Origin of the sequence: Vibrio sp. THAF64 (genome assembly GCF_009363455.1) — a bacterium.
GTDB classification, from domain to species: Bacteria; Pseudomonadota; Gammaproteobacteria; order Enterobacterales; family Vibrionaceae; genus Vibrio; species Vibrio coralliilyticus.
Map to the genome: position 1 here is coordinate 2,396,266 of NZ_CP045355.1, position 21,247 is coordinate 2,417,512.

The window sequence follows — 21,247 nt, forward strand, 5'->3', positions numbered from 1 at the left end:
AGCAAAACAAGGTGGCCCATAACAAACACCACTTCATGTACTTACCTAAAAAGTCGAGTGTCAAAACGCACCCAATACTTAATAATAGACTCAATAATAAGAGATTGGGTTTGTTGGTTTAGCGAAGCAAAGGCTATGAAACCATCAAACTAACTGTTGATTATTCTCAACGTCTTTAAGATAGTTAAATGGAAAATCACTTTGGACAAGGACTTAGTGTGAAAAACATATTGATCATTGGTGGCGGATGGCTAGGTAAGCCTCTCGCCCATTACCTAGAAACCATAGGGCACAAAGTGTATGTGAGCCGCACCACTGATGATGGTGTAAAAGAGCTGGAAGCTCAGCATCTCACAGGGCTAAAAATCGACTTACAGACTAATCCGGATATTGTCGCTCAAGCCATTAGTAACACTAAAGCGGACATTGTGATTGGCTGTTTCCCTCCCGGTTTTAGAAAAGGGATGGGACAACAGTACGCTCAACACTGGAATATGCTCTGCCAGGCTTGCCTGGTTGCTCAGGTTAAGAAAGTCATCATGGTCAGCTCGACCACCGTATACCCCAACCTAGCTGACGCATTAGATGAAGATGCTGCCTCTCTCAATAAAGCGTACAGCAGCAACTTATTCTCGGAAAAAGCAGCTACGATGCTGCAAGCAGAGCAGTATGTAATTGATTCAGGGCTTGATTACGGCGTTGTCCGCTGTAGTGGGCTCGTTGGACCTGATCGTCACCCTTCTCGCTTTGTCGATAAATTGAAGCAAGTCAGTGAACTTGCTCCAGCCAATATGCTTCACCTAACCGATGCTATAGGTGCAACAAGCTTCGTTGCTCTCAACTGCAAGAACGTTGTAATCAATGCGACGACACCCAACACGGTTAGCAAGGCAGAGTTTTATCAAGCAGCGCTCAACAGTGTCGGCTCTGATGTCCGCCTACCACCTGTTGTACAACAAGCAGACAAGCGAATTCTAGCGGATCGCTTGCAAAAATTGGGCTATCGCTTTCATTACCAGCACACTTTAGAACTTGTATAGCACTGGGAATCCAATATGAGTACCAAGCTTTTCCAACACATAGAAAATCTGTGGGATTACATGCAGCTCGCTCAGCCATTACATAAAGCTGACTGCCTATTTGTACTTGGTAGCAACGACGTTAGGGTTGCAGAGCATGCAGCAAAACTTTATCACGATGGTTGGGCAAATAAGATTGTGTTTTCTGGTGGCGTTGGACGACTAACAGACGGTATTTTTGATCAAACCGAGGCACATACTTTTGCTGCTATAGCTAGAGATCTCGGGGTACCCTCAGTTGATATCATCCTCGAAGATCAAGCGACCAATACCGGTGAAAATATACAGTTAACGGCCAAACTTCTCACCGAACTTTGCTACGATTTTCGCTCATTCATATTGGTCCAAAAGCCCTATATGGAGAGGCGAGCTTACGCTACTTTCATGAAACAATGGCCAAATGAAGTCAACCATGTCTGCGTGACATCCCCTAAAACCGCTTTTATTGATTACTTTAGTGAAGAGATATCTCTTGATGTTACCGTTGAGGCTATGTTGGGTGATTTTGAGCGAATCAAAGAATACCCCAAAAAAGGATTTCAGATAGAACAGGAAATACCGCCACACATTGAGACTTCCTATCTCGCATTAAGATCCGTTTTCAATTAATACAAAAAAGCCAGAGCTTCACATGCTCTGGCTTTTTCATTAAACACACGACTTAGTGTACAGCCGCCTCTTTTTCACTTAAGTACTTAAACTTAAGCTCATCTTTCTTCAGATTGACTTTCACGGTGCCGCCGTCAACCAACGTACCGAACAGCAGCTCATTGGCAAGAGGTTTCTTCAGTTGTTCTTGAATAACACGTCCCATAGGACGCGCACCCATCGCCTTGTCGTAACCTTTCAGTGCTAACCAATGGCGTGCATCATCCGATACTTCTAGTGATACACCACGCGCATCCAGCTGCGCTTGAAGTTCAACAATAAATTTATCAACCACTTGATGGATAACATGTTCATCAAGGCTGTTAAACCAGATAATGTTGTCCAGACGGTTACGGAACTCAGGCGTGAACACCTTCTTGATCTCTGATATCGCATCGTGGCTGTGATCCTGCTGGATCAGGCCGATGGATTTCTTGACCGTTTCCTGAACGCCAGCGTTGGTTGTCATCACAAGAATGACGTTACGGAAATCCGCTTTACGACCATTATTATCCGTCAAGGTACCATTATCCATAACCTGAAGAAGCAGGTTAAAGATATCTGGGTGAGCTTTTTCAATTTCGTCCAGAAGTACAACAGAGTGCGGATGTTTGATTACCGCGTCGGTTAACAAACCACCTTGATCGTAACCAACATACCCCGGTGGCGCACCAATCAAGCGGCTCACAGAATGGCGTTCGCCATATTCAGACATATCGAAACGAAGTAGTTCAATACCCATCAGTTTAGACAGCTGAACGGTGACTTCCGTTTTACCCACCCCAGTTGGGCCTGCAAACAAGAATGACCCCACAGGTTTGTTATCAGCACCAAGACCAGCACGTGTTAGCTTGATGGCTTCGCTCAGAACGTCAATGGCGTCATCCTGACCAAATACCAGCATCTTCATCTTCTCATCCAAATTCTGAAGAATCTCTTTATCGGAAGAAGACACAGACTTTTCAGGAATACGAGCCATTTTCGCTACCATCGCCTCAATGTCGGCAACACCAACTGTTTTCTTACGACGGCTCGCAGGCGCTAGACGATGGCGAGCACCAGCCTCGTCAATCACGTCAATGGCTTTATCTGGTAAATGGCGCTCGTTGATGTATTTCGCCGAAAGCTCTACCGCAGCACGAAGTGCTTTGTTGGTGTAGCGCACCTCATGGTGAGCTTCATACTTAGGTTTCAGACCCATCAGGATTTTCGTTGTGTCATCAAGCGATGGTTCAACAATATCAATCTTCTGGAAACGGCGAGACAGGGCACGTTCTTTTTCAAAGATGTTGCTGTATTCCTGATACGTGGTTGAACCGATACAACGCAATTTACCGCTACTTAGCAGAGGCTTAATCAGGTTAGCAGCGTCAACTTGACCACCAGATGCTGCACCAGCACCAATAATGGTATGGATCTCATCAATGAAAAGAATCGCGTCGTCTTCTTTCTCTAGTTGCTTAAGAATGGCTTTGAAACGTTTTTCAAAATCACCACGATACTTGGTGCCAGCCAGTAGCGAACCAATATCCAGAGAATAAATTACACTATTCTTAATAATTTCAGGGACTTGCCCTTCAACAATTCTCCACGCCAAACCTTCAGCAATGGCTGTCTTACCGACGCCCGCTTCACCCACTAGAAGTGGATTGTTTTTGCGGCGGCGACACAATACTTGAATAGTTCTTTCTAGCTCTTTGTCGCGACCGATCAGTGGATCAATCTGGCCTTGCTTAGCAAGCTGGTTCAAGTTGGAAGCAAAACTCTCTAGGCGCTCTTCCGAACCTGCTTCTTCAGTACTGTCACTGCTACTGAAAGAGTCAGATGAAGAAGAGTCATCACCTGAGCTTGATGCTTTGGTAATACCGTGTGAAATAAAGTTAACGATATCCAGACGGCTAATATCATTCTTCTTCAGAAGATAAGCCGCATGAGACTCTTGTTCACTAAAGATAGCGACCAAAACATTGGCGCCTGTTACTTCACTGCGTCCTGAAGACTGCACGTGGAACACCGCGCGCTGCAGGACACGTTGAAAACTTAATGTAGGTTGGGTTTCGCGAGTTTCATCATTTTCAGGGATAAGAGGAGTTGTCTGATCAATGAAGATATCTAACTCGCTTCTTAATGCATCGATATCTGCCTGACAGGCAAGAAGGGCTTCCCTTGCAGCATCGTTTTCCAACAATGCTAGCAGGAGGTGCTCGACAGTCATGAACTCATGTCGTTTGTCTCTAGCGCGGGAGAATGCGCCGTTTAGACTCGACTCTAACTCTTTATTCAGCATAAGTACCTCCTTTGGCAGCAACTTGGGTTGCTTGATTCAGCTTTACGCTTGCTCCATTGTACAAAGCAAAGGATGCTCGTTTTCTTGAGAATACATAGTGACTTGCGCTACTTTGGTTTCCGCGACTTCGGCAGTGAACGTGCCACATATCGCTTTGCCTTCGTAATGCACTTTGAGCATCACTTGTGTTGCCTTGTCTATATCCATAGAGAAAAAACGCTCTAGGATTTCAATCACAAAGTCCATTGGTGTGTAATCATCGTTATTCAAAACAACGTTATACATGGACGGCGGCTTTACTTTTGTTTTTTCTAGCTCCAGTAAATCAGAGTCTGGAGTGACCCATTCAAATTGCTTGCTCATGACTAATCGTGTTTAGAAAGTTGCTTAAGATAATTTTACCACTTCACTGTGCGGAAGTTATCGATTTAGCTCTTATAAGTAAGAACAAATTGAGCCAAGCAAATTTGTGCCCTTACTTAGAGACTAATGCAGCAATTGTATCGCTGCAAATAAAAGATTTCTATCAAACAGCATTCTCTATCTAATTGATTAAAAAGACACCAAAAACCATTCAGGGCATAAATACAACAGACCGGATTACGCTGAAATTCGTTGCAAAAATGTAAATCTTAAAAGTGATTTGTTTGCAAATATGTTGAGTGTGATACGTTTTTCCTATTGACTGAACTCAATCATTGGCTACATTGGTCAAATAGTGACTCAAAATTTGGCAGCGGCTGAATGGATATTCACTTTTTGTTTACACACGGAATCATCGTGTAATCACACAACTTCAGTAACAATATGCATGAGGGATGTATAGCATGGCTACAGGTACAGTAAAATGGTTTAACAATGCCAAAGGATTTGGTTTTATCTGTCCGGAGGGTGAAGACGGTGATGTCTTCGCGCACTACTCCACAATCAAAATGGATGGGTATCGTACTCTGAAAGCAGGCCAACAAGTCACATTTGAAGTGGAAGAAGGTCCTAAAGGGTATCACGCAAGTTCTGTGGTACCAGTAGAAGCTCAAGCCATTAAATAATACGCTGCCAAACAACATTCGACATCTAAAGTGTCGTAATAGAGAAATAAAAAAACCCGCCACTTGGCGGGTTTTTCAATTTCAAAATGACTAATTAGCCATTAATGATAGCGTTTAATGTTGCGCTTGGACGCATCAGCGGTGCAGCTTTGTCAAACTCAGGTGCGTAGTAACCACCTAGTTCACCTGCCACGCCCTGCGCGCCGTTAAGCTCAGCAACGATCGCGTCTTCTTTTGAAGATAGTGCTTCAGCAACAGGAGCAAACTCTGCAGCAAGGTCTGCATCAGCAGTTTGAGCTGCTAGCGCTTGCGCCCAGTAGGTTGCTAGGTAGTAATGGCTACCACGGTTGTCCAACTCGCCGACTTTACGCGAAGGTGACTTGTTGTTATCCAAGAATTCACCGGTTGCTTTGTCTAGTGCATCAGCCAGTACCTGAGCTTTAGCATTGCCAGTCACTGTACTTAGGTGCTCTAGAGAAGCCGCTAGTGCAAGGAATTCACCAAGAGAATCCCAACGTAGGTGGTTTTCTTTCTCAACCTGTTGAACGTGCTTAGGTGCCGAACCACCCGCTCCAGTTTCAAACAGACCACCGCCATTCATTAGTGGCACAATTGAAAGCATTTTAGCTGACGTACCAAGCTCTAGAATCGGGAACAAGTCCGTTAGGTAATCACGCAGTACGTTACCTGTTACAGAAATAGTATCCTGACCTTCTTTGATGCGCTCTAGCGAGAACTTACATGCATCCAGTGGTGCTAGGATCTTGATTTCTAGACCTGCTGTATCGTGGTTAGGTAGGTAAGCATTCACCTTCTTGATCAGCTGAGCGTCGTGTGCACGATTCTCATCTAACCAGAACACCGCTGGTACACCTGTTGCGCGAGCACGTGTTACCGCCAGTTTCACCCAGTCTTGAATCGGAGCGTCTTTCACCTGGCACATACGGAAGATATCGCCTTCCTCAACCGCTTGCTCTAGTAGCACTGCACCAGCAGCGTCAACAACACGGATTGTGCCCGCTTGGTCAAGAATGAACGTTTTATCGTGAGAACCGTACTCTTCCGCTTTCTGAGCCATTAGGCCTACGTTTGGCACACTACCCATTGTCGTTGGGTCAAACGCACCGTTTTCTTTACAGAAATCGATAACCGCTTGATAGATGCTTGCGTAGCTACGATCAGGAATCATCGCTTTGGTGTCTTTCTGCTTACCATCTGGGCCCCACATTTGGCCAGAAGAACGCAGCATTGCAGGCATAGAAGCATCAACAATGATGTCACTTGGCACGTGAAGGTTAGTGATACCACGATCTGAATCAACCATAGCTAGCGGTGGTTGGGTTTCGTAAACAGCTTGCAGCGCAGCTTCGATTTCTTCTTTTTGAGCAGCTGGTAGAGAGGCAATCTTAGCGTAAACATCGCCAATACCGTTGTTCACATCTACGCCCAGTTGATCAAATACGTCACCGTACTTAGCAAACACATCTTTGTAGTAAACTTTAACCGCGTGACCGAAGATCACTGGGTCAGACACTTTCATCATGGTCGCTTTCATGTGAAGCGATAGAAGAACATCTTGCTGTTTCGCATCAGCAATTTCTTTTTCAAAGAACTCTACTAATGCTTTTTTGTTCATTACTGAACAATCAATGATTTCTTGGTCTTGAAGAGCGAATGGTGCTTTAAGCTCTTTAACTGTACCGTCAGCCGCAGTGAATTCGATCTTAACCTCGGTCGCACCTTCTACAGTGTGAGACTTTTCGCTACCAAAGAAATCGTTACCAGACATGCTTGATACATGGGACTTAGAATCTTTTGACCACGCACCCATTGAATGAGGGTTTTTCTTCGCGTAATTCTTAACCGACAGTGGCGCACGACGGTCTGAGTTACCTTCACGCAGTACAGGGTTTACTGCACTACCTTTGATTTTGTCGTAAGTCGCTTTGATAGCTTCTTCTTCATACGTGCTTGGCTCTTCAGGGTAGTTAGGTAGATTGTAGCCCTTGTCCTGAAGTTCTTTGATTGCTGCTTTAAGCTGTGGGATAGAAGCAGAAATGTTTGGAAGTTTGATGATGTTAGCTTCAGGTGTTTTTGCTAGCTCACCTAGCTCAGCCAGTGCGTCACCAATGCGTTGCTCTTCAGTCAAATGCTCTGGGAAGTTTGCAATAATACGCCCAGCTAGAGAGATATCACGAGTATCAACATCAATACCAGATGAAGCCGTGAAAGACTGAATGATTGGTAGCAGTGAATACGTTGCTAGTGCAGGAGCTTCATCAGTGATGGTGTAAATAATTGTAGGTTTTTCTGTAGGCATGAAATTTCCCTATTGTTCTTACAAAGTCCGTCGGATGAACGGCTTTGGGTTGTGTGTCCGCCAACAAGTTGAATTGTCATCCCCTCACTTGTTTGCGATTTATTGTCTCTTTTGTTTTTTCCTTACGTTTGCTTAAGCGTAAGATCCGTGAGAACTGTACTTTTATAATTAAACAAAATCGGAAGAATAGTCTATTATCTTGTGCACCAATCCTGTTTTCGGGCGCGCACATCATAGCCTAAAATGGATGGTTTTGAAAATTTTCGCCCACACTTCGTTTACATTTTTGCAAGGTAGTTAACATGTCGCCACGCTCACGCCGTGAGTCCTCCACGCCTTCCTCTCGTTCGCGTAAACCCGGTTTTAAACACTCGACTTCGACCAATAAAACCAAACATCATTCATCAAAGAACCGTAAAAAACCGGCGAGTACTAAACCTAAAGTAGCCCCTGAAGATCGCAAGGTGATCGTGTTTAATAAACCATTTGATACTCTGAGCCAATTTACTGATGGTGAAGGCCGAAAAACACTCGCTGACTTTATCCCAGTAAAAGATGTCTATGCCGCTGGAAGATTAGACAGAGATAGCGAAGGCCTAATGGTACTGACTAATGATGGCATACTGCAGGCCAAGCTGACTCAACCAAAATCTAAGTCACCGAAAACGTATTGGGTGCAAGTTGACGGAGCACCTTCAGAGTCTGATCTCGATAAGTTGAGGAAGGGTGTTGAGCTTAAAGATGGCATGACTCTACCCGCAAAAGTTGAAGTGATGGCAGAACCCAATGTATGGGAACGCACCCCTCCTGTTCGCTTTAGGGCCAATATTCCAACGACTTGGCTGGCAATCACCATTATCGAAGGAAGAAACCGTCAGGTTCGCCGCATGACCGCTAATATTGGCTTCCCAACTCTACGTCTAATTCGATATTCAATGGGCGATATTAAGCTAGGTGAATTACAGCCAGGTGAATGGAAAGAAATCCTGATCTAATTACAGACACGATTACTCCGCACATACAAAAACGGCGCTTCAATTGAAGCGCCGTTTATATTCACTATCAGCGAAAAGCTTATTCTGCGTCTTTCTCTTTTGCAGCCGTTACTGCAATCGCAAGCTCTTCAAGTGCTGCTGGGTTTGCAACACTTGGTGCATCGGTAAGTAGACACGCCGCCGCTGTTGTTTTAGGGAACGCGATAACGTCACGGATGTTCTCCGTACCACATAGCAGCATAACCAGACGGTCTAGGCCGAATGCAAGACCTGCATGTGGAGGCGTACCAAATTTCAAAGCGTCAAGTAGGAAGCCAAACTTAAGCTGCTGTTCTTCTGCATCGATGCCTAGAATATCAAACACCGCTGCCTGCATTTCTGCGTTGTGAATACGAACAGAGCCACCACCAACTTCGTAGCCGTTGATAACCATATCGTAAGCATTTGAGTTCGCTGCTGCTGGGTTTGCTTTCAATTCTTCAGCATTCACACCTAATGGAGAAGTGAATGGGTGGTGCATTGCGTGCAGGTTGCCTTCATCGTCTTCTTCGAACATTGGGAAGTCAACAACCCATAGCGGAGCCCATGCGTTCTCGTCTGTTAGTTCAAGGTCTTTACCCAGTTTCAGACGCAGTGCACCCATTGCTTCTGCAACTGTGTTCGCTTTATCTGCACCGAATAGAATGATGTCGCCAGATTCAGCTTGAGTGCGATCCAGAATACCGTTAATCACATCTTCATTTAGGAATTTAGCCACTGGAGATTGGATACCTTCCATGCCTGCTGCACGGTCGTTAACCTTCATCCATGCCAGACCTTTCGCACCGTAGATGCCAACGAACTCACCGTAACCATCAATCTGCTTACGAGTTAGAGAAGCACCACCTGGTACGCGAATCACTGCAACGCGACCTTTCTCATCGTTTGCTGGACCAGAGAATACTTTGAACTCAACGTCTTTTACTAGGTCAGCAACATCTACTAGCTCTAGTGGGTTACGTAGATCTGGCTTGTCAGAACCGAAACGACGAATCGCTTCAGAGAAAGGCATCACTGGGAATTGTCCTAGGTCTACGTTTAGTAGCTCTTGCCACATATCGCGAACCATTTTCTCGGTCGTAGCACGAACTTCATCAGCCGTCATGAAAGACGTTTCGATATCGATCTGAGTGAATTCTGGTTGACGGTCAGCACGTAAGTCTTCATCACGGAAGCACTTAACGATTTGGTAGTAACGGTCAAAACCAGACATCATTAGCAGCTGTTTGAATAGCTGCGGAGACTGAGGTAGCGCGTAGAACGAACCTTTGTGAACGCGGCTTGGTACTAAGTAGTCACGTGCGCCTTCTGGCGTCGCTTTAGTTAGAACTGGAGTCTCAATGTCTAGGAAACCATTGTCATCTAGGAAACGACGAACAAAGCTAGAAGCTTTAGCACGTAGCTTGATGCGATCGCTCATTTCAGGGCGACGAAGATCTAGATAACGGTACTTTAGACGCTGCTCTTCAGAGTTCTTCTGGTTAAAGTCTAGTGGCAGAACGTCCGCACGGTTGATGATTTCAAGACCTTTCGCGATGATCTCAACTTCACCCGTCGCCATATCTTTGTTTACTTGGCTATCTGGGCGAACACGAACTTCACCAGTTAGCTTGATACAGAATTCATTACGAAGTGTGTTAGCTACTTCATACGCATCTGCCATATCTGGATCAACAACTACCTGAACGACGCCTTCACGATCTCGCATATCGATAAAAATAAGACCGCCTAAATCACGACGACGGTTAACCCAGCCGCAAAGTTCTACAGTTTGTCCTGCAAGGGACTTGTTCAGGTGACCACAGTAATGGGTACGCATAATGAATTTCCCAATCTCTTTAAATTCGTTAATTACTCGATATCAGCGTTTTCCTAGCTGATAGCGCAAAGATCCATTTATACGCTGAAAGTCATTCAAAATCGACTACTCAGAATACAATTTATTGCTATTTATCTAGTTTTGATGCTTTTTAGCGCAATAAAAGAGCAAAACCACATCAATCAGAAAAAATTGGCGCTGATTATAGCTTGAAAGTACCGTTCTCTTCAAAACTCTCGTAAAGTGGTTAAGCGTTAAAGGTAGAGATGGCTCAATATGGATGGATTCCCCCTAAGACTTGGCTTGACCATGTGGTCTCACAACAACTGGCAACAAAGCTTCTACGGTAGTGGCACCAAGCCCGCCGAAAGGCTAGAAAAGTACGCTCAGGTTTTCCATACTGTCGAAGGGAATACGACATTCTACGCCACACCAAGTGTTTCAACCGTGCAGAACTGGCGAGCTGCGACGCATGATGATTTCAAATTCACTTTTAAGCTGCCAAAAGCGATCACTCACCAACAAATGCTACGAGGCAGTCAAGGGCCACTCAATGAGTTCATGCAAATCATGGCACCTTTGCATGACCGCATCGGCCAGTGGACCATTCAGTTGCCAGCGGCTTTTGGCCCAGAACATCTCAGCGACCTGCAAAGATTCTGCGATTTATTCCCACCAAACTTCCCTATTGGCGTTGAAGTTCGACACCCCGCTTTTTTCGCTAAAGGTGAAGAAGAGCGTCAATTGAACCAGTGGCTGCACGAGAAAGGCTACGACCGGATCATCATGGATAGCCGGCCTGTGTTTGCAGCAAAACCGGACAATGAAGCCATCATTGATGCACAGCAAAAGAAACCTAAAGTCCCAGTACACGCTATCGCCACAGCCTCACACCCCATGATTCGCTTTATCGGTCATCCAACGGAGTCTGAAAACTACGCTTTTTTCACCCCTTGGCTGAAAAAGCTACCAGAGTGGATAGCCGAAGGTAAGCAACCTTATGTAATGATTCATACCGCCGACAATATTATTGCGCCAGAACTTGCGGGTAATTTGTACAAAATGCTGCAAAACAATACTCAATTGCCTGACTTATCAGCATTCCCGGCAAATGATGGCAATTCGCAGTTACAGATGTTCTGAGTAGAATTGTCTCAACACATGACACGAGCGCGATTTTCTCATAAAATACGCGCCTTTTTTGATGCCACTGCGAAACTTGTCAGAGAATCGATTATGAATCCTAAGAGCAATCCAGATACGATGTTTTCCGCTCCTATCGATAAAATAGGAGACTTCACGTTTGATGAGCGTGTTGCAGAAGTCTTTCCTGATATGATTCAGCGATCTGTTCCTGGGTACAGTAATATCATCTCTGCCATTGGCATGTTGGCCGAAAGGTTCGTTAAACCGCATTCAAACATTTACGATCTTGGCTGCTCACTCGGTGCCGCGACGTTATCCATGCGTCGTCATATTCAGCAGGAAGGTTGCCAAATCATTGCAGTCGACAACTCGTCCGCCATGGTTGAGCGTTGTAAACTGCACGTCAATGCTTACCGCAGCGATACACCTGTGGATGTGGTGGAAGCAGACATTCGCAATATCGAAATCCAAAACGCTTCTGTCGTGGTACTCAATTTCACGCTGCAGTTTCTTTCACCTCAGGATAGGTATACTTTGCTGGAGAAAATCTATGCGGGTCTGCGTCCGGGGGGCATTTTGATCTTGTCAGAAAAGTATGTGTTTGAAGATCAAGTGTCTAATGAACTGCTCATCGACCTTCATCATGACTTTAAGCGCGCCAACGGTTATAGCGAATTGGAAATCAGCCAGAAGCGCAGTGCGATTGAAAACGTCATGCGCCCTGATTCGAAAAAGGAACACAAAGAGCGTTTTGCCGAAATCGGCTTTAGTAGCTTCGATGTCTGGTTCCAATGTTTCAACTTTGGTTCAATGTTCGCGATAAAGTAGCGAAAAATGAGTCGTTCGCTCAGTATGTTGGGCTAAATTGTTTAATTTATTATCAGTGAAAAACTATGTTTAACTTTGCCAATTTTTATCAGTTAATTGCCACGGATACGCGCCTTCAGCCATGGCTTAATGTTTTACCTCAGCAGCTAACCGATTGGCAAAACGCAGAGCACGGTGATTTTGGTCGCTGGCTAAAAGCACTCAACAAAATCCCTGAAGGTTCACCTGATCAGGTTGATCTGAAGCACTCTGTCACTATTGCGAACGATACTCCGTTCCATACTGGTGAGCTGAAAAAGCTAGAAAACTTGCTCCGTACGTTCCACCCTTGGCGTAAAGGCCCATATCATCTGCACGGCATTCACATTGATACAGAGTGGCGCAGCGATTGGAAATGGGATCGCGTGCTACCACACATCTCACCACTTAAGAATCGCAGTGTCCTTGATGTTGGCTGTGGCAACGGTTACCACATGTGGCGAATGCTGGGCGAAGGCGCGCGATTGTGTGTAGGTATTGACCCATCACATTTATTCCTGATTCAGTTTGAAGCAGTACGCAAGCTAATGGGCGATAACCAACGTGCGCATTTGCTGCCACTGGGTATCGAACAGCTACCGAAACTTGAAGCATTTGATACTGTGTTCAGCATGGGCGTGCTATACCACCGCCGCTCTCCACTCGACCACTTGATTCAACTTAAAGATCAGCTTGTGGCGGGTGGTGAGTTGATTTTGGAAACGTTAGTCATTGAAGGTGATGAAACTTCCGTGCTTGTACCAGTTGACCGCTATGCTCAAATGCGTAATGTCTACTTCTTCCCTTCTTCAAAAGCCCTCAAAGTGTGGCTAGAGCAAGTAGGATTTGAGGATGTTCGCATCGTTGACGAAAACGTCACTTCTGTCGATGAGCAGCGCACAACTGACTGGATGACGCACAATTCCCTGCCAGACTATCTTGATGCCAACGACCCAAGCAAAACAGTGGAAGGTCATCCGGCACCTCGTCGAGCAGTACTTGTCGCCAAAAAACCTAATTATGATTAATTATTGACAGACTCCTAACTTTTTAGGTACTTCAAATACTTAATCTAAACACTAAAAGACTCTAAAATTTAGGATGCTGACTGCGTCCTATTTTTTTGCAGTGCATCACTAATCAATACTCAATACAATCTATCAGGGCAATGTGCCTTGTGAGACCAACGAGTAATGATCTAAACTCCTAATTTATAAACAACTTAATCTAATTCAGGATTTTCAATGTTTACCAAATTGACTCCGGTCATTGCGATTGCCTTACTTTCAGGCTGCACGCTCACCAACAGTGAGCAATACCATCAGGAAACCCTTGCAGCGATTCAATCTTCAGAAACAAATCTCACACAAAAATTTACTCGTTTAGAGAGTCAGGTAAGCGATCAAGCCGAACACATTGAAAATCTACAATCTAAGGTCGACATGCTGGATAAAGAGCTGATGAAGTTCAAATACGAAGCCATGGCCGAAGTAAAGAAAAAGCGCGAACCAGTACTGGTGCCTACTCAAGTCCAAGTTCAAGCTGCACCGACTCAAGACGTTGTGTTAGGTGAGATTGAAAAAGTGACCATAGATTCTATCAAGCAGGCATTTGACACTCGCATCGATACCGGTGCAGCCACGTCTTCACTCAATGCCGTAAACATCGAAGAATTCGAGCGTAATGGCAAGAATTGGGTTCGTTTTCACTTATCAGATGGTGAAACCGCGTTAGATGACACGAATTGGATTGAAGCCCCTATCATCCGCTTTGTGAAAATACGACAAGCAACAAGCGATAAAATGGAACGCCGCGCGGTCGTAGAATTGTGGGTAAGATTGGGCAAGATTCACGAAAAAACACAGTTCACTTTGGCAGATCGTTCTCAGATGACCCATCCTGTGTTATTGGGTCGTGAATTTATCCGAGATATTGCAGTGGTGGATGTCAGTAAACAATACATCCAAACGAAAAACGAACAAATACAATAAGGTAGCTTATGACGTCTAAAGTCCCTTTTTATATATCGGTCGTCCTGCTTATTATTGCAGGCATCGCTTTAAGTATGTTCAGGCATCAGACTTATGGCGTTCCTTGGACACCGGGAGAAACCCGTCAAGTTTGGGATATTGAAGCCCGTGTCGAGTTTAATGCTCAGGCTAAACCTGTTAAGGCGTCACTAGCCGCACCACATACTCAAAACGGGTTCACGCTGATCAGTGAATCTTCTTCATCACCAGGCTACGGCGTTTCATACGTTAATACTGAAACTGGGAGAAGAGCTGAGTGGTCAATTCGCCACGCAGTAGGCGCACAAACTATCTACTACAAAGCGCAATTCCTTGTGGATCCTCAGGCGAAAGTCGAACCACTCAAGCCAGATCAAGATATCACCCCACCAACCTTTGACGGTCCGACAGAAGCCGCGGCGATCTCTTTAATTGAACGCGCCAACAAACGCTCTGCTGATGACATCACGTTCACTCGTGAACTGATCAAAATCCTTAACGATTCAGATAGCCAAAACGCTGCTCTATTGCTGAACAAAATGTCCAAAGTGGAAGCGGTCGATAAAATCCTTGCTCACGCTCAAATACCAAGCAAAGTGGTTGGTGTCATCGAGTTAGAAGATGGCCGTCGACGTCAGACTATTCAGCAGATGAACCAAGTATGGAATGGTAAAGAGTGGATTCTGTTTAATCCTCAGAACGCTAATCAAGTCATCGCTGAGAACATCCTAGTCTGGGATGAGTCCAATGTATCACTGCTTGATATCATCGGCGGCCAAAACAGCCAAGTTCACTTCTCGATGATCGCTCAGGAAGTCTCACCAAAACAGGCGACTCTGGACAAAGTTGAAGCAGACGGTCTACTTAACTTCTCTATCCATAGTTTACCACTTGAAGAGCAGGCGATGTTTAAAACCATCATGCTGATTCCGATTGGTGCACTTATTGTGGTGTTCCTACGTGTCATCATTGGCCTGAAAACCTCCGGTACCTTCATGCCAGTCCTGATTGCGGTTGCCTTCGTTCAGACTCAGCTTGTCACTGGTATTGTCGGCTTCTTGCTGATTGTCGGTACCGGTCTGGTAATACGAAGTTATCTCTCAAGGCTAAACTTGCTGTTAGTCGCTCGGATTTCTGCAGTGATTATCACGGTCATCATGATCATCTCGGTCTTCACGGTAGTCGCGTTTAAGATTGGTTTGACAGAGGGTCTGTCGATTACCTTCTTCCCGATGATCATCCTTTCTTGGACCATCGAACGTATGTCGATTCTATGGGAAGAAGAAGGCGCTAAAGAGGTTATGCTGCAAGGCGGAGGTTCATTAGCAACGGCCGTACTGGTTTACCTAGCGATGACCAGCACTTACATTCAGCACCTGACTTTCAACTTTATTGGTCTTCAGCTGATTGTTCTGGCAGGTATTCTGCTACTTGGTACTTACACGGGTTACCGTCTAACAGAGCTACGTCGCTTTAAACCACTAGCGGAGGACTAAACGATGCTGACACGTTTAACTTCGCAGTTTACATCGCCAGATAAGCTTCGCCATAAAGGTATTATGGGCATGAATCAACGTAACCACAGCTACATTGGTCGTTACAATGATCGCTCAAAATACCCGTTGGTAGATGACAAGCTTAAAACGAAAATCATTGCTCAGCAGCATGGTGCCACGACACCTGAGTTAATTGGCGTGATCAGTAGCCAAGTGGAAGTCAAAACCATTCATAAGATGGTCAAAGACTGGCCTGGCTTCGTTATTAAGCCCGCTCAAGGAAGTGGTGGTAAAGGCATCTTGGTTATCACCTCTCACAAGGACGGTATCTACACCAAACCGTCTGGCGCTACGATCAACCAAGAAGACGTTGAACGCCATATTAGTAACGCACTGGCGGGTCTTTTTTCGCTAGGTGGTAAAAACGATGTTGCTGTTGTTGAAAACCTGATTAAGTTTGATGACTGCTTCGACGGGTTCAGCTACGAAGGTGTACCCGATGTGCGAATCATTGTTTTTAAGGGCTACCCTGTCATGGCAATGATGCGCTGTTCCACTGCCGCCTCTGATGGTAAAGCAAATTTACACCAAGGTGCGGTAGGTGTCGGTATTGATATCGCGACAGGTCGTGCAGTGAGAGCCGTACAATTCGATCAACCCGTTACGCATCACCCCGATACAGGTAAAGAACTCGCTACGCTGCAAGTACCTCATTGGGAACGCTTGTTAACATTGGCTTCGAGTGCATGGGAAATGACAGGCTTGGGCTACATGGGCACTGACATGGTTCTGGATAAAGAAGAAGGGCCTATGGTGCTTGAGCTAAACGCACGTCCGGGCTTAGCTATCCAAATCGCCAATGGCGCTGGGCTACTGCCTAGACTGCATCATATAGAAAACCTTGGCTCACCAAGAGTTTATCCAAGCGCAGAAGAACGCGTCGCTTATGCGGCCAAGCAGTTTGGTATATTCGCCAATGAAGTGACAAGCTAAAAGCTTTCAATAACTCAAAACCCGCGACATGCGGGTTTTTTAATCGCTGAAGTAAAACTATCAAGCCAAATTCACACTAGCGTGCTCCTTGCACAAACCGTATTTTAACTTGATCTTATCTGCCACTTTTTCGGCAATCATTATTGTTGGTGCATTGGTATTGCCACCTACCAAAGTGGGCATAATTGAGGCATCAACAACTCTTAAGCCCTCAATCCCATAGACGGAAAGATTACTGTCTACCACAGCCAATGCATCTTGCTCTGTTCCCATTTTGCAAGTTCCGACCGGATGATATTGAGTGTCAGCACGGTTTCGAATGTCCTGCTCAATCGCACTATCATCACTCACATCAACGGGGTAAAAACTGTCTCCTCGCACATCATCAAACACCTCATTTTCTAGCATCCGATGCTGCTTTTTCCACGCCTTAATCATCACCGACATATCATCGGGGTGGCTGAAAAATGCAGGGTCAATGCTTGGTGAATCATACGGGTCTGCACTTCTAAGCTTGACTGTCCCTTTGCTCTTGGGTCTCAGCAAGGTGACGTGGCTGCTGAAGCCATGACTCAGATGGATTTTCCGCGCGTGGTCATCAACAACAGCGACAACAAAGACAAATTCAAGATCGGGAACTTGTACTTCATCATCAGAACAAAAGAACCCAATTCCCTCTGCGTAGTTACTTGTTAACTTCCCGCTCCGATGGCGTCGCCATTGGGGGATCGCTTTACCTATATCTACGGCCATTTGTAATGAAATACCAAAAGTCGAGCGCTTGGCATTACATGTATAGGAATGGATCAGATCAATATGATCTTGCAGATTCTCACCCACCCCCGCGAGTTCATGGACCTGGTAAATACCGTGTTTATCCAGCTCTTCTTTAGGTCCAACACCGGATAGCAGCAAGATTTGTGGCGAACCAAATGCCCCAGCAGAAAGAATGACTTCTTTTCGGCACTTAATCTGAAAGCGCTTTCCTGCTAAGCCATACTCCACACCAATAGCTTGCTTATCACGAAACAGGACTTTATGAGTTGTAGCTTTAGTTACAACGGTAAGATTAGGACGAGACAAATTGGGAGTCAGGTACGCTTTAGCCGCACTACAACGCTCACCATTGAGCTGAGTCACTTGAGTTGCCATCGCGCCGAGTTGCTCAACGCCATTGATGTCCTTATTTCGCGGTATACCAATAGACTCACATGCCTGTAGGTACTTCTCAAGCATCTCACTTGGGCAACGTAGATCAGTGACATTCAGCGGTCCACCTTGGCCGTGAAATTCATCCTGGTGGACTTCGTTATGTTCAGCCTTTTTGAAGTAAGGCAAACACTCGTCATAGCTCCATCCGACATTGCCTAAACTTGACCACAAATCATAGTCATAGCGATGCCCGCGTGCGTACATCATGGCGTTGATCGAACTTGAACCACCCAGTGTTTTACCACGTGGCTGATAGCCTTTGCGCCCGTTGAGGCCTTTCTGTGGAACCGTCTCAAAACCCCAGTTATTGTGTTTAGTCGGCATCATTGCGACCATTCCGACAGGAGTATGAATAAAGGGACTGGTATCTTTACCACCAGCTTCTAATAGGCATACGCTGATAGTGGGATCTTCAGATAAGCGGGCCGCTAACACGCACCCGGCAGAACCTCCACCGACAATAATAAAATCATAGCTGTCCATCAGTTAATTCCTCAGCACAAATTCAGGGGCATATAGAAGTGGGGAAACGCCCCTATTCGCACAAGTACGCACTTGGATGTGCAGACTGCCCTGCGAATCTATTTGGCTTGTTCTTTGAGTGCAGGATCAGGTTTTCCAACAAACCATCGAACCGCCAGTTTCTGAATCGGATTTCCATAGGGCGGCGTAAACAAAGCGATTGGAAACCACCGACGCATCTGCAACACACTGCGCGCGTGGCTAAGTTCACGAAAGCCTTCTTCCCCGTGATAATTGCCGATTCCAGAATTGCCAACCCCGCCGAATGGCACTGAATGATTCAGCACATGCCATCCCCAGTCATTGATCGTCACGCCACCACTGTGTGTTCGAGCCAGTAACGCTTCGCGCTGTTGCTGATCATGACTAAATAGATAACACGCGAGAGGTCTTGGACGCTGATTAATGTAATCAGTGACTTGCTCCAAATTCTGATAGCCGTGCACCGGAAGCAGTGGACCAAAAATCTCTTCCTGGCAGATACGCATCTCAGGCGTTAGTTGGGTGGCGATGAACAAGGGCGTCTTGCGTCCCTCTCCATCCTCTGAACATTGCGTTATGACCGCTCCTTTGTGGCGAGCATCCTCTAACAATTCTTGGAAACGTTGCGCCTGTGCATCATCGATTAGAGAGGTATAGTCATGATTACCTCGAATCGATTTGTACATTGCTTTGTGCGCATGGGACACGGCAGTGACAAACCGCTCCACTTTGTCTTCGGGGACAAACGCATAATCTGGCGCGATACATATCTGCCCAGAGTTAAATGCTTTGCCATGAGCCACACGTTGAGCAGCAAGCTCAATATCAAAGTCATCAAAAACAATAACCGGAGACTTGCCCCCTAGCTCCAACGTCACCGGAGTAAGATTCTTAGCCGCATTAGCCATGATAACTTTGCCGCTCTTCGGTGAGCCGGTAAAAACAAGATGGTTAAATGGAAGACTCGAAATATCCATCGCTTGTGGATGGCTACCCTCTACGACGCGGACCAAGTCGGTTGAATAAATCTCGCTCAATAACTTCGTCAATACTCTCGTCACTGCTGGGCAGTTCGGGGGCATTTTTATCATGCATCGATTGCCCGCGGCTAAAGCAGTAACCAGCGGACCAACAGAAAGGTAAATTGGGAAGTTCCATGGGCAGATAATACCAACCACTCCTTTGGGCTGATATCTCACCTCAAGCCTATTGCCTTTGAATAGCCACTCCGTAGGGCGACGGCTCGGTTTCATCCAGCGTCCAATGTGGCTTAAGACATGATTGATATCCAGTATCGGGGCTAGGACATCCGCCATAATCGACTCGGTATGACTACGGCCACCAAAGTCTTCACTCATCGCATCAGCGAGAACATCTTGATATCGAGATAACTGTTGCTTAAGTGCTCTTAAGCGTTGCTTCCTGACGCTCAAACTTGGCAATGGTTCATTTTGGTATGCCAATTGAAGCTCATTGAACCAAGTTGTCAGCTCACTTACTGAAGCGTCAGACGCCAGTGTATCGCTGTCGGCTAAGTGTGTTGCCATCGTATTCATCTAAGTGACCTCGCATGTCCCAATACCTTATTACAACATTTTGCTAACATGACGCACAGGTGGTAGAGAGACATAAAGCGGTGAAATTCGGACACAAATAACAGATCTAAAGACATCCTTAGGCTATAAAGTATCCTCAAGCTGACAATGTGTAAGGGAAAGGGAAGAAAGGAAAATGGAGTATAGTGCGGTTTATGAACCCGATATGCAGGCTTTTGGTATCCTAGATGTACAGCTGTTAACTAGATATCTGGAGCATCAGATTCCAGTCGAAGATCTGCTTAAAGGCAGTGGTATATCACTTGCGGAACTCTACTCTCCAGACACACATATCACCCTCGCTCAGAAGCTAATCATTTTTAGTAATGCGACAAACCTGTCAAACGAGCCTGCTCTGGGTTTAAAAATAGGTCAACAAGCGCGTTTCAGTGACTTTGGTGTTCTTGGTTATGCGGCTTTTAGCAGCAGCACGCTACTCGATGCCTTGCTACTTGGCTTCAAATATCTGCGTCTTGCCGGCCCCGTACTAAGAAAGAAAATGTGGATTGAACAAAATCACGGTTATTTTCGCGCAGAGCAACTTATCGAGCTCGATTCGCTGCTTCCTTTTTGCTGCGAGTACTGGTTTGCTACCATTCAGAATCTGTGTGAAGAGGTAATGCAACAACCATTTCCTTCCCATGTACTTAAGTTTCCTTACCCGAAGCCAGAGTATGGAGACTTATATAACGAGCTGTTTCGCTGCCAAATTGAATTTGATAGCCAAGAGCTGGAATGGGAATTTGACGCTAGCCAATTACACAACCCTCTGCCGTCAGCGAACGCAATGACGCTACAGATGTGCTTAAAGTCCTGTGACGAGATGTTGGCTAAAGTGAGCAGTACGCCAAATTTGAAAGAAAAAATCACTCAGATATTCATTGAGCGGCCTGGTCGCTACCCCTCGATTGAAGCGCTCTCTTCTGAGCTAGGAATGTCATCTCGTACATTACGTCGCCACCTCAAGGCCGAACAAACGGGCTATCAACAAATATTGGATCACGTCCGCTTCCACCTCGCAAAATATTACCTTGTTTCAACAGGTTTAAATATCGAAGAAATTTCTGAGCGGGTAGGCTTCTCAGACAGTGCAAATTTCCGCCATGCGTTTCGCAAATGGAATGGCTGCTCACCGAAAGCGTTTCGTAACCAAGCCGCTGACGCTAAACAAAAAAATACCCGCTAACTCAGCGGGTATTTTCTATCAGCT

The 21,247-nt window shown here is 45.6% G+C and carries 17 protein-coding genes; 11 read left to right on the forward strand and 6 right to left on the reverse strand.

The window, feature by feature from the left end; all coding sequences use genetic code 11:
• Window positions 1-218: 218 nt before the first annotated feature.
• Both FIU99_RS10970 and FIU99_RS10975 read left to right on the forward strand, forming a co-directional pair.
• A complete protein-coding gene (locus FIU99_RS10970) occupies window positions 219-1,040 on the forward strand; it encodes an NAD-dependent epimerase/dehydratase family protein (RefSeq protein WP_006962877.1) in 822 nt (273 codons plus the stop codon).
• Between the two features lie 15 nt (window positions 1,041-1,055).
• Entirely contained in the window at window positions 1,056-1,688 is a 633-nt protein-coding gene (locus tag FIU99_RS10975; RefSeq protein WP_021454975.1) for a YdcF family protein, read from the forward strand.
• Between the two features lie 52 nt (window positions 1,689-1,740).
• Here FIU99_RS10975 and clpA read toward each other — a convergent pair whose 3' ends face one another.
• Both clpA and clpS read right to left on the reverse strand, forming a co-directional pair.
• Window positions 1,741-4,014, reverse strand: coding sequence for an ATP-dependent Clp protease ATP-binding subunit ClpA (gene clpA, locus FIU99_RS10980; protein WP_006962878.1), 2,274 nt, complete (start codon window positions 4,012-4,014; stop codon window positions 1,741-1,743).
• A 42-nt stretch (window positions 4,015-4,056) separates the two neighbouring features.
• A complete protein-coding gene (clpS, locus tag FIU99_RS10985; protein WP_006962880.1) occupies window positions 4,057-4,377 on the reverse strand; it encodes an ATP-dependent Clp protease adapter ClpS in 321 nt (106 codons plus the stop codon).
• A 464-nt stretch (window positions 4,378-4,841) separates the two neighbouring features.
• On the opposite strand from clpS, the gene cspD reads away from it, so the two are divergent.
• Entirely contained in the window at window positions 4,842-5,063 is a 222-nt protein-coding gene (cspD, locus tag FIU99_RS10990; RefSeq protein ID WP_006962882.1) for a cold shock domain-containing protein CspD, read from the forward strand.
• Window positions 5,064-5,157: 94 nt separating this feature from the next.
• On the opposite strand, the gene FIU99_RS10995 is transcribed toward cspD, so the two are convergent.
• Window positions 5,158-7,383, reverse strand: a complete 2,226-nt coding sequence (locus tag FIU99_RS10995) for an NADP-dependent isocitrate dehydrogenase (protein WP_006962884.1) — start codon at window positions 7,381-7,383, stop codon at window positions 5,158-5,160.
• Window positions 7,384-7,685: 302 nt separating this feature from the next.
• On the opposite strand from FIU99_RS10995, the gene FIU99_RS11000 reads away from it, so the two are divergent.
• Entirely contained in the window at window positions 7,686-8,378 is a 693-nt protein-coding gene (locus tag FIU99_RS11000) for a pseudouridine synthase (protein WP_039952555.1), read from the forward strand.
• Window positions 8,379-8,457: 79 nt separating this feature from the next.
• On the opposite strand, the gene aspS is transcribed toward FIU99_RS11000, so the two are convergent.
• Window positions 8,458-10,236, reverse strand: a complete 1,779-nt coding sequence (gene aspS / locus FIU99_RS11005; protein WP_006962888.1) for an aspartate--tRNA ligase — start codon at window positions 10,234-10,236, stop codon at window positions 8,458-8,460.
• Between the two features lie 276 nt (window positions 10,237-10,512).
• Between aspS and FIU99_RS11010 the strand changes: the two genes are divergently transcribed.
• The 6 genes from FIU99_RS11010 (at window position 10,513) to FIU99_RS11035 (ending at window position 16,726) form a co-directional block, all read left to right on the forward strand.
• Window positions 10,513-11,379: a DUF72 domain-containing protein gene (locus tag FIU99_RS11010; RefSeq protein ID WP_152472277.1), complete on the forward strand. Its 867-nt coding sequence runs from the start codon at window positions 10,513-10,515 to the stop codon at window positions 11,377-11,379.
• Between the two features lie 93 nt (window positions 11,380-11,472).
• Complete coding sequence (gene cmoA, locus FIU99_RS11015; protein WP_019275892.1) at window positions 11,473-12,210, forward strand: carboxy-S-adenosyl-L-methionine synthase CmoA; 738 nt, start codon at window positions 11,473-11,475, stop codon at window positions 12,208-12,210.
• Window positions 12,211-12,275: 65 nt separating this feature from the next.
• Entirely contained in the window at window positions 12,276-13,256 is a 981-nt protein-coding gene (cmoB, locus tag FIU99_RS11020) for a tRNA 5-methoxyuridine(34)/uridine 5-oxyacetic acid(34) synthase CmoB (RefSeq protein WP_006962894.1), read from the forward strand.
• A 216-nt stretch (window positions 13,257-13,472) separates the two neighbouring features.
• Window positions 13,473-14,219, forward strand: a complete 747-nt coding sequence (locus FIU99_RS11025) for an ATP-dependent zinc protease (RefSeq protein ID WP_006962895.1) — start codon at window positions 13,473-13,475, stop codon at window positions 14,217-14,219.
• Window positions 14,220-14,227: 8 nt separating this feature from the next.
• A complete protein-coding gene (locus FIU99_RS11030; protein ID WP_006962897.1) occupies window positions 14,228-15,733 on the forward strand; it encodes an inactive transglutaminase family protein in 1,506 nt (501 codons plus the stop codon).
• A 3-nt stretch (window positions 15,734-15,736) separates the two neighbouring features.
• Window positions 15,737-16,726 (forward strand): alpha-L-glutamate ligase-like protein, encoded by a 990-nt coding sequence (locus FIU99_RS11035; RefSeq protein WP_006962898.1) that lies wholly within the window; start codon window positions 15,737-15,739, stop codon window positions 16,724-16,726.
• Window positions 16,727-16,786: 60 nt separating this feature from the next.
• Here FIU99_RS11035 and FIU99_RS11040 read toward each other — a convergent pair whose 3' ends face one another.
• Both FIU99_RS11040 and FIU99_RS11045 read right to left on the reverse strand, forming a co-directional pair.
• A complete protein-coding gene (locus tag FIU99_RS11040) occupies window positions 16,787-18,421 on the reverse strand; it encodes a GMC family oxidoreductase (RefSeq protein WP_006962899.1) in 1,635 nt (544 codons plus the stop codon).
• A gap of 98 nt (window positions 18,422-18,519) precedes the next feature.
• Window positions 18,520-19,998 (reverse strand): coniferyl aldehyde dehydrogenase, encoded by a 1,479-nt coding sequence (locus tag FIU99_RS11045; RefSeq protein WP_006962900.1) that lies wholly within the window; start codon window positions 19,996-19,998, stop codon window positions 18,520-18,522.
• Window positions 19,999-20,173: 175 nt separating this feature from the next.
• On the opposite strand from FIU99_RS11045, the gene FIU99_RS11050 reads away from it, so the two are divergent.
• Window positions 20,174-21,223, forward strand: a complete 1,050-nt coding sequence (locus FIU99_RS11050; protein WP_006962901.1) for an AraC family transcriptional regulator — start codon at window positions 20,174-20,176, stop codon at window positions 21,221-21,223.
• Window positions 21,224-21,247: the final 24 nt, after the last annotated feature.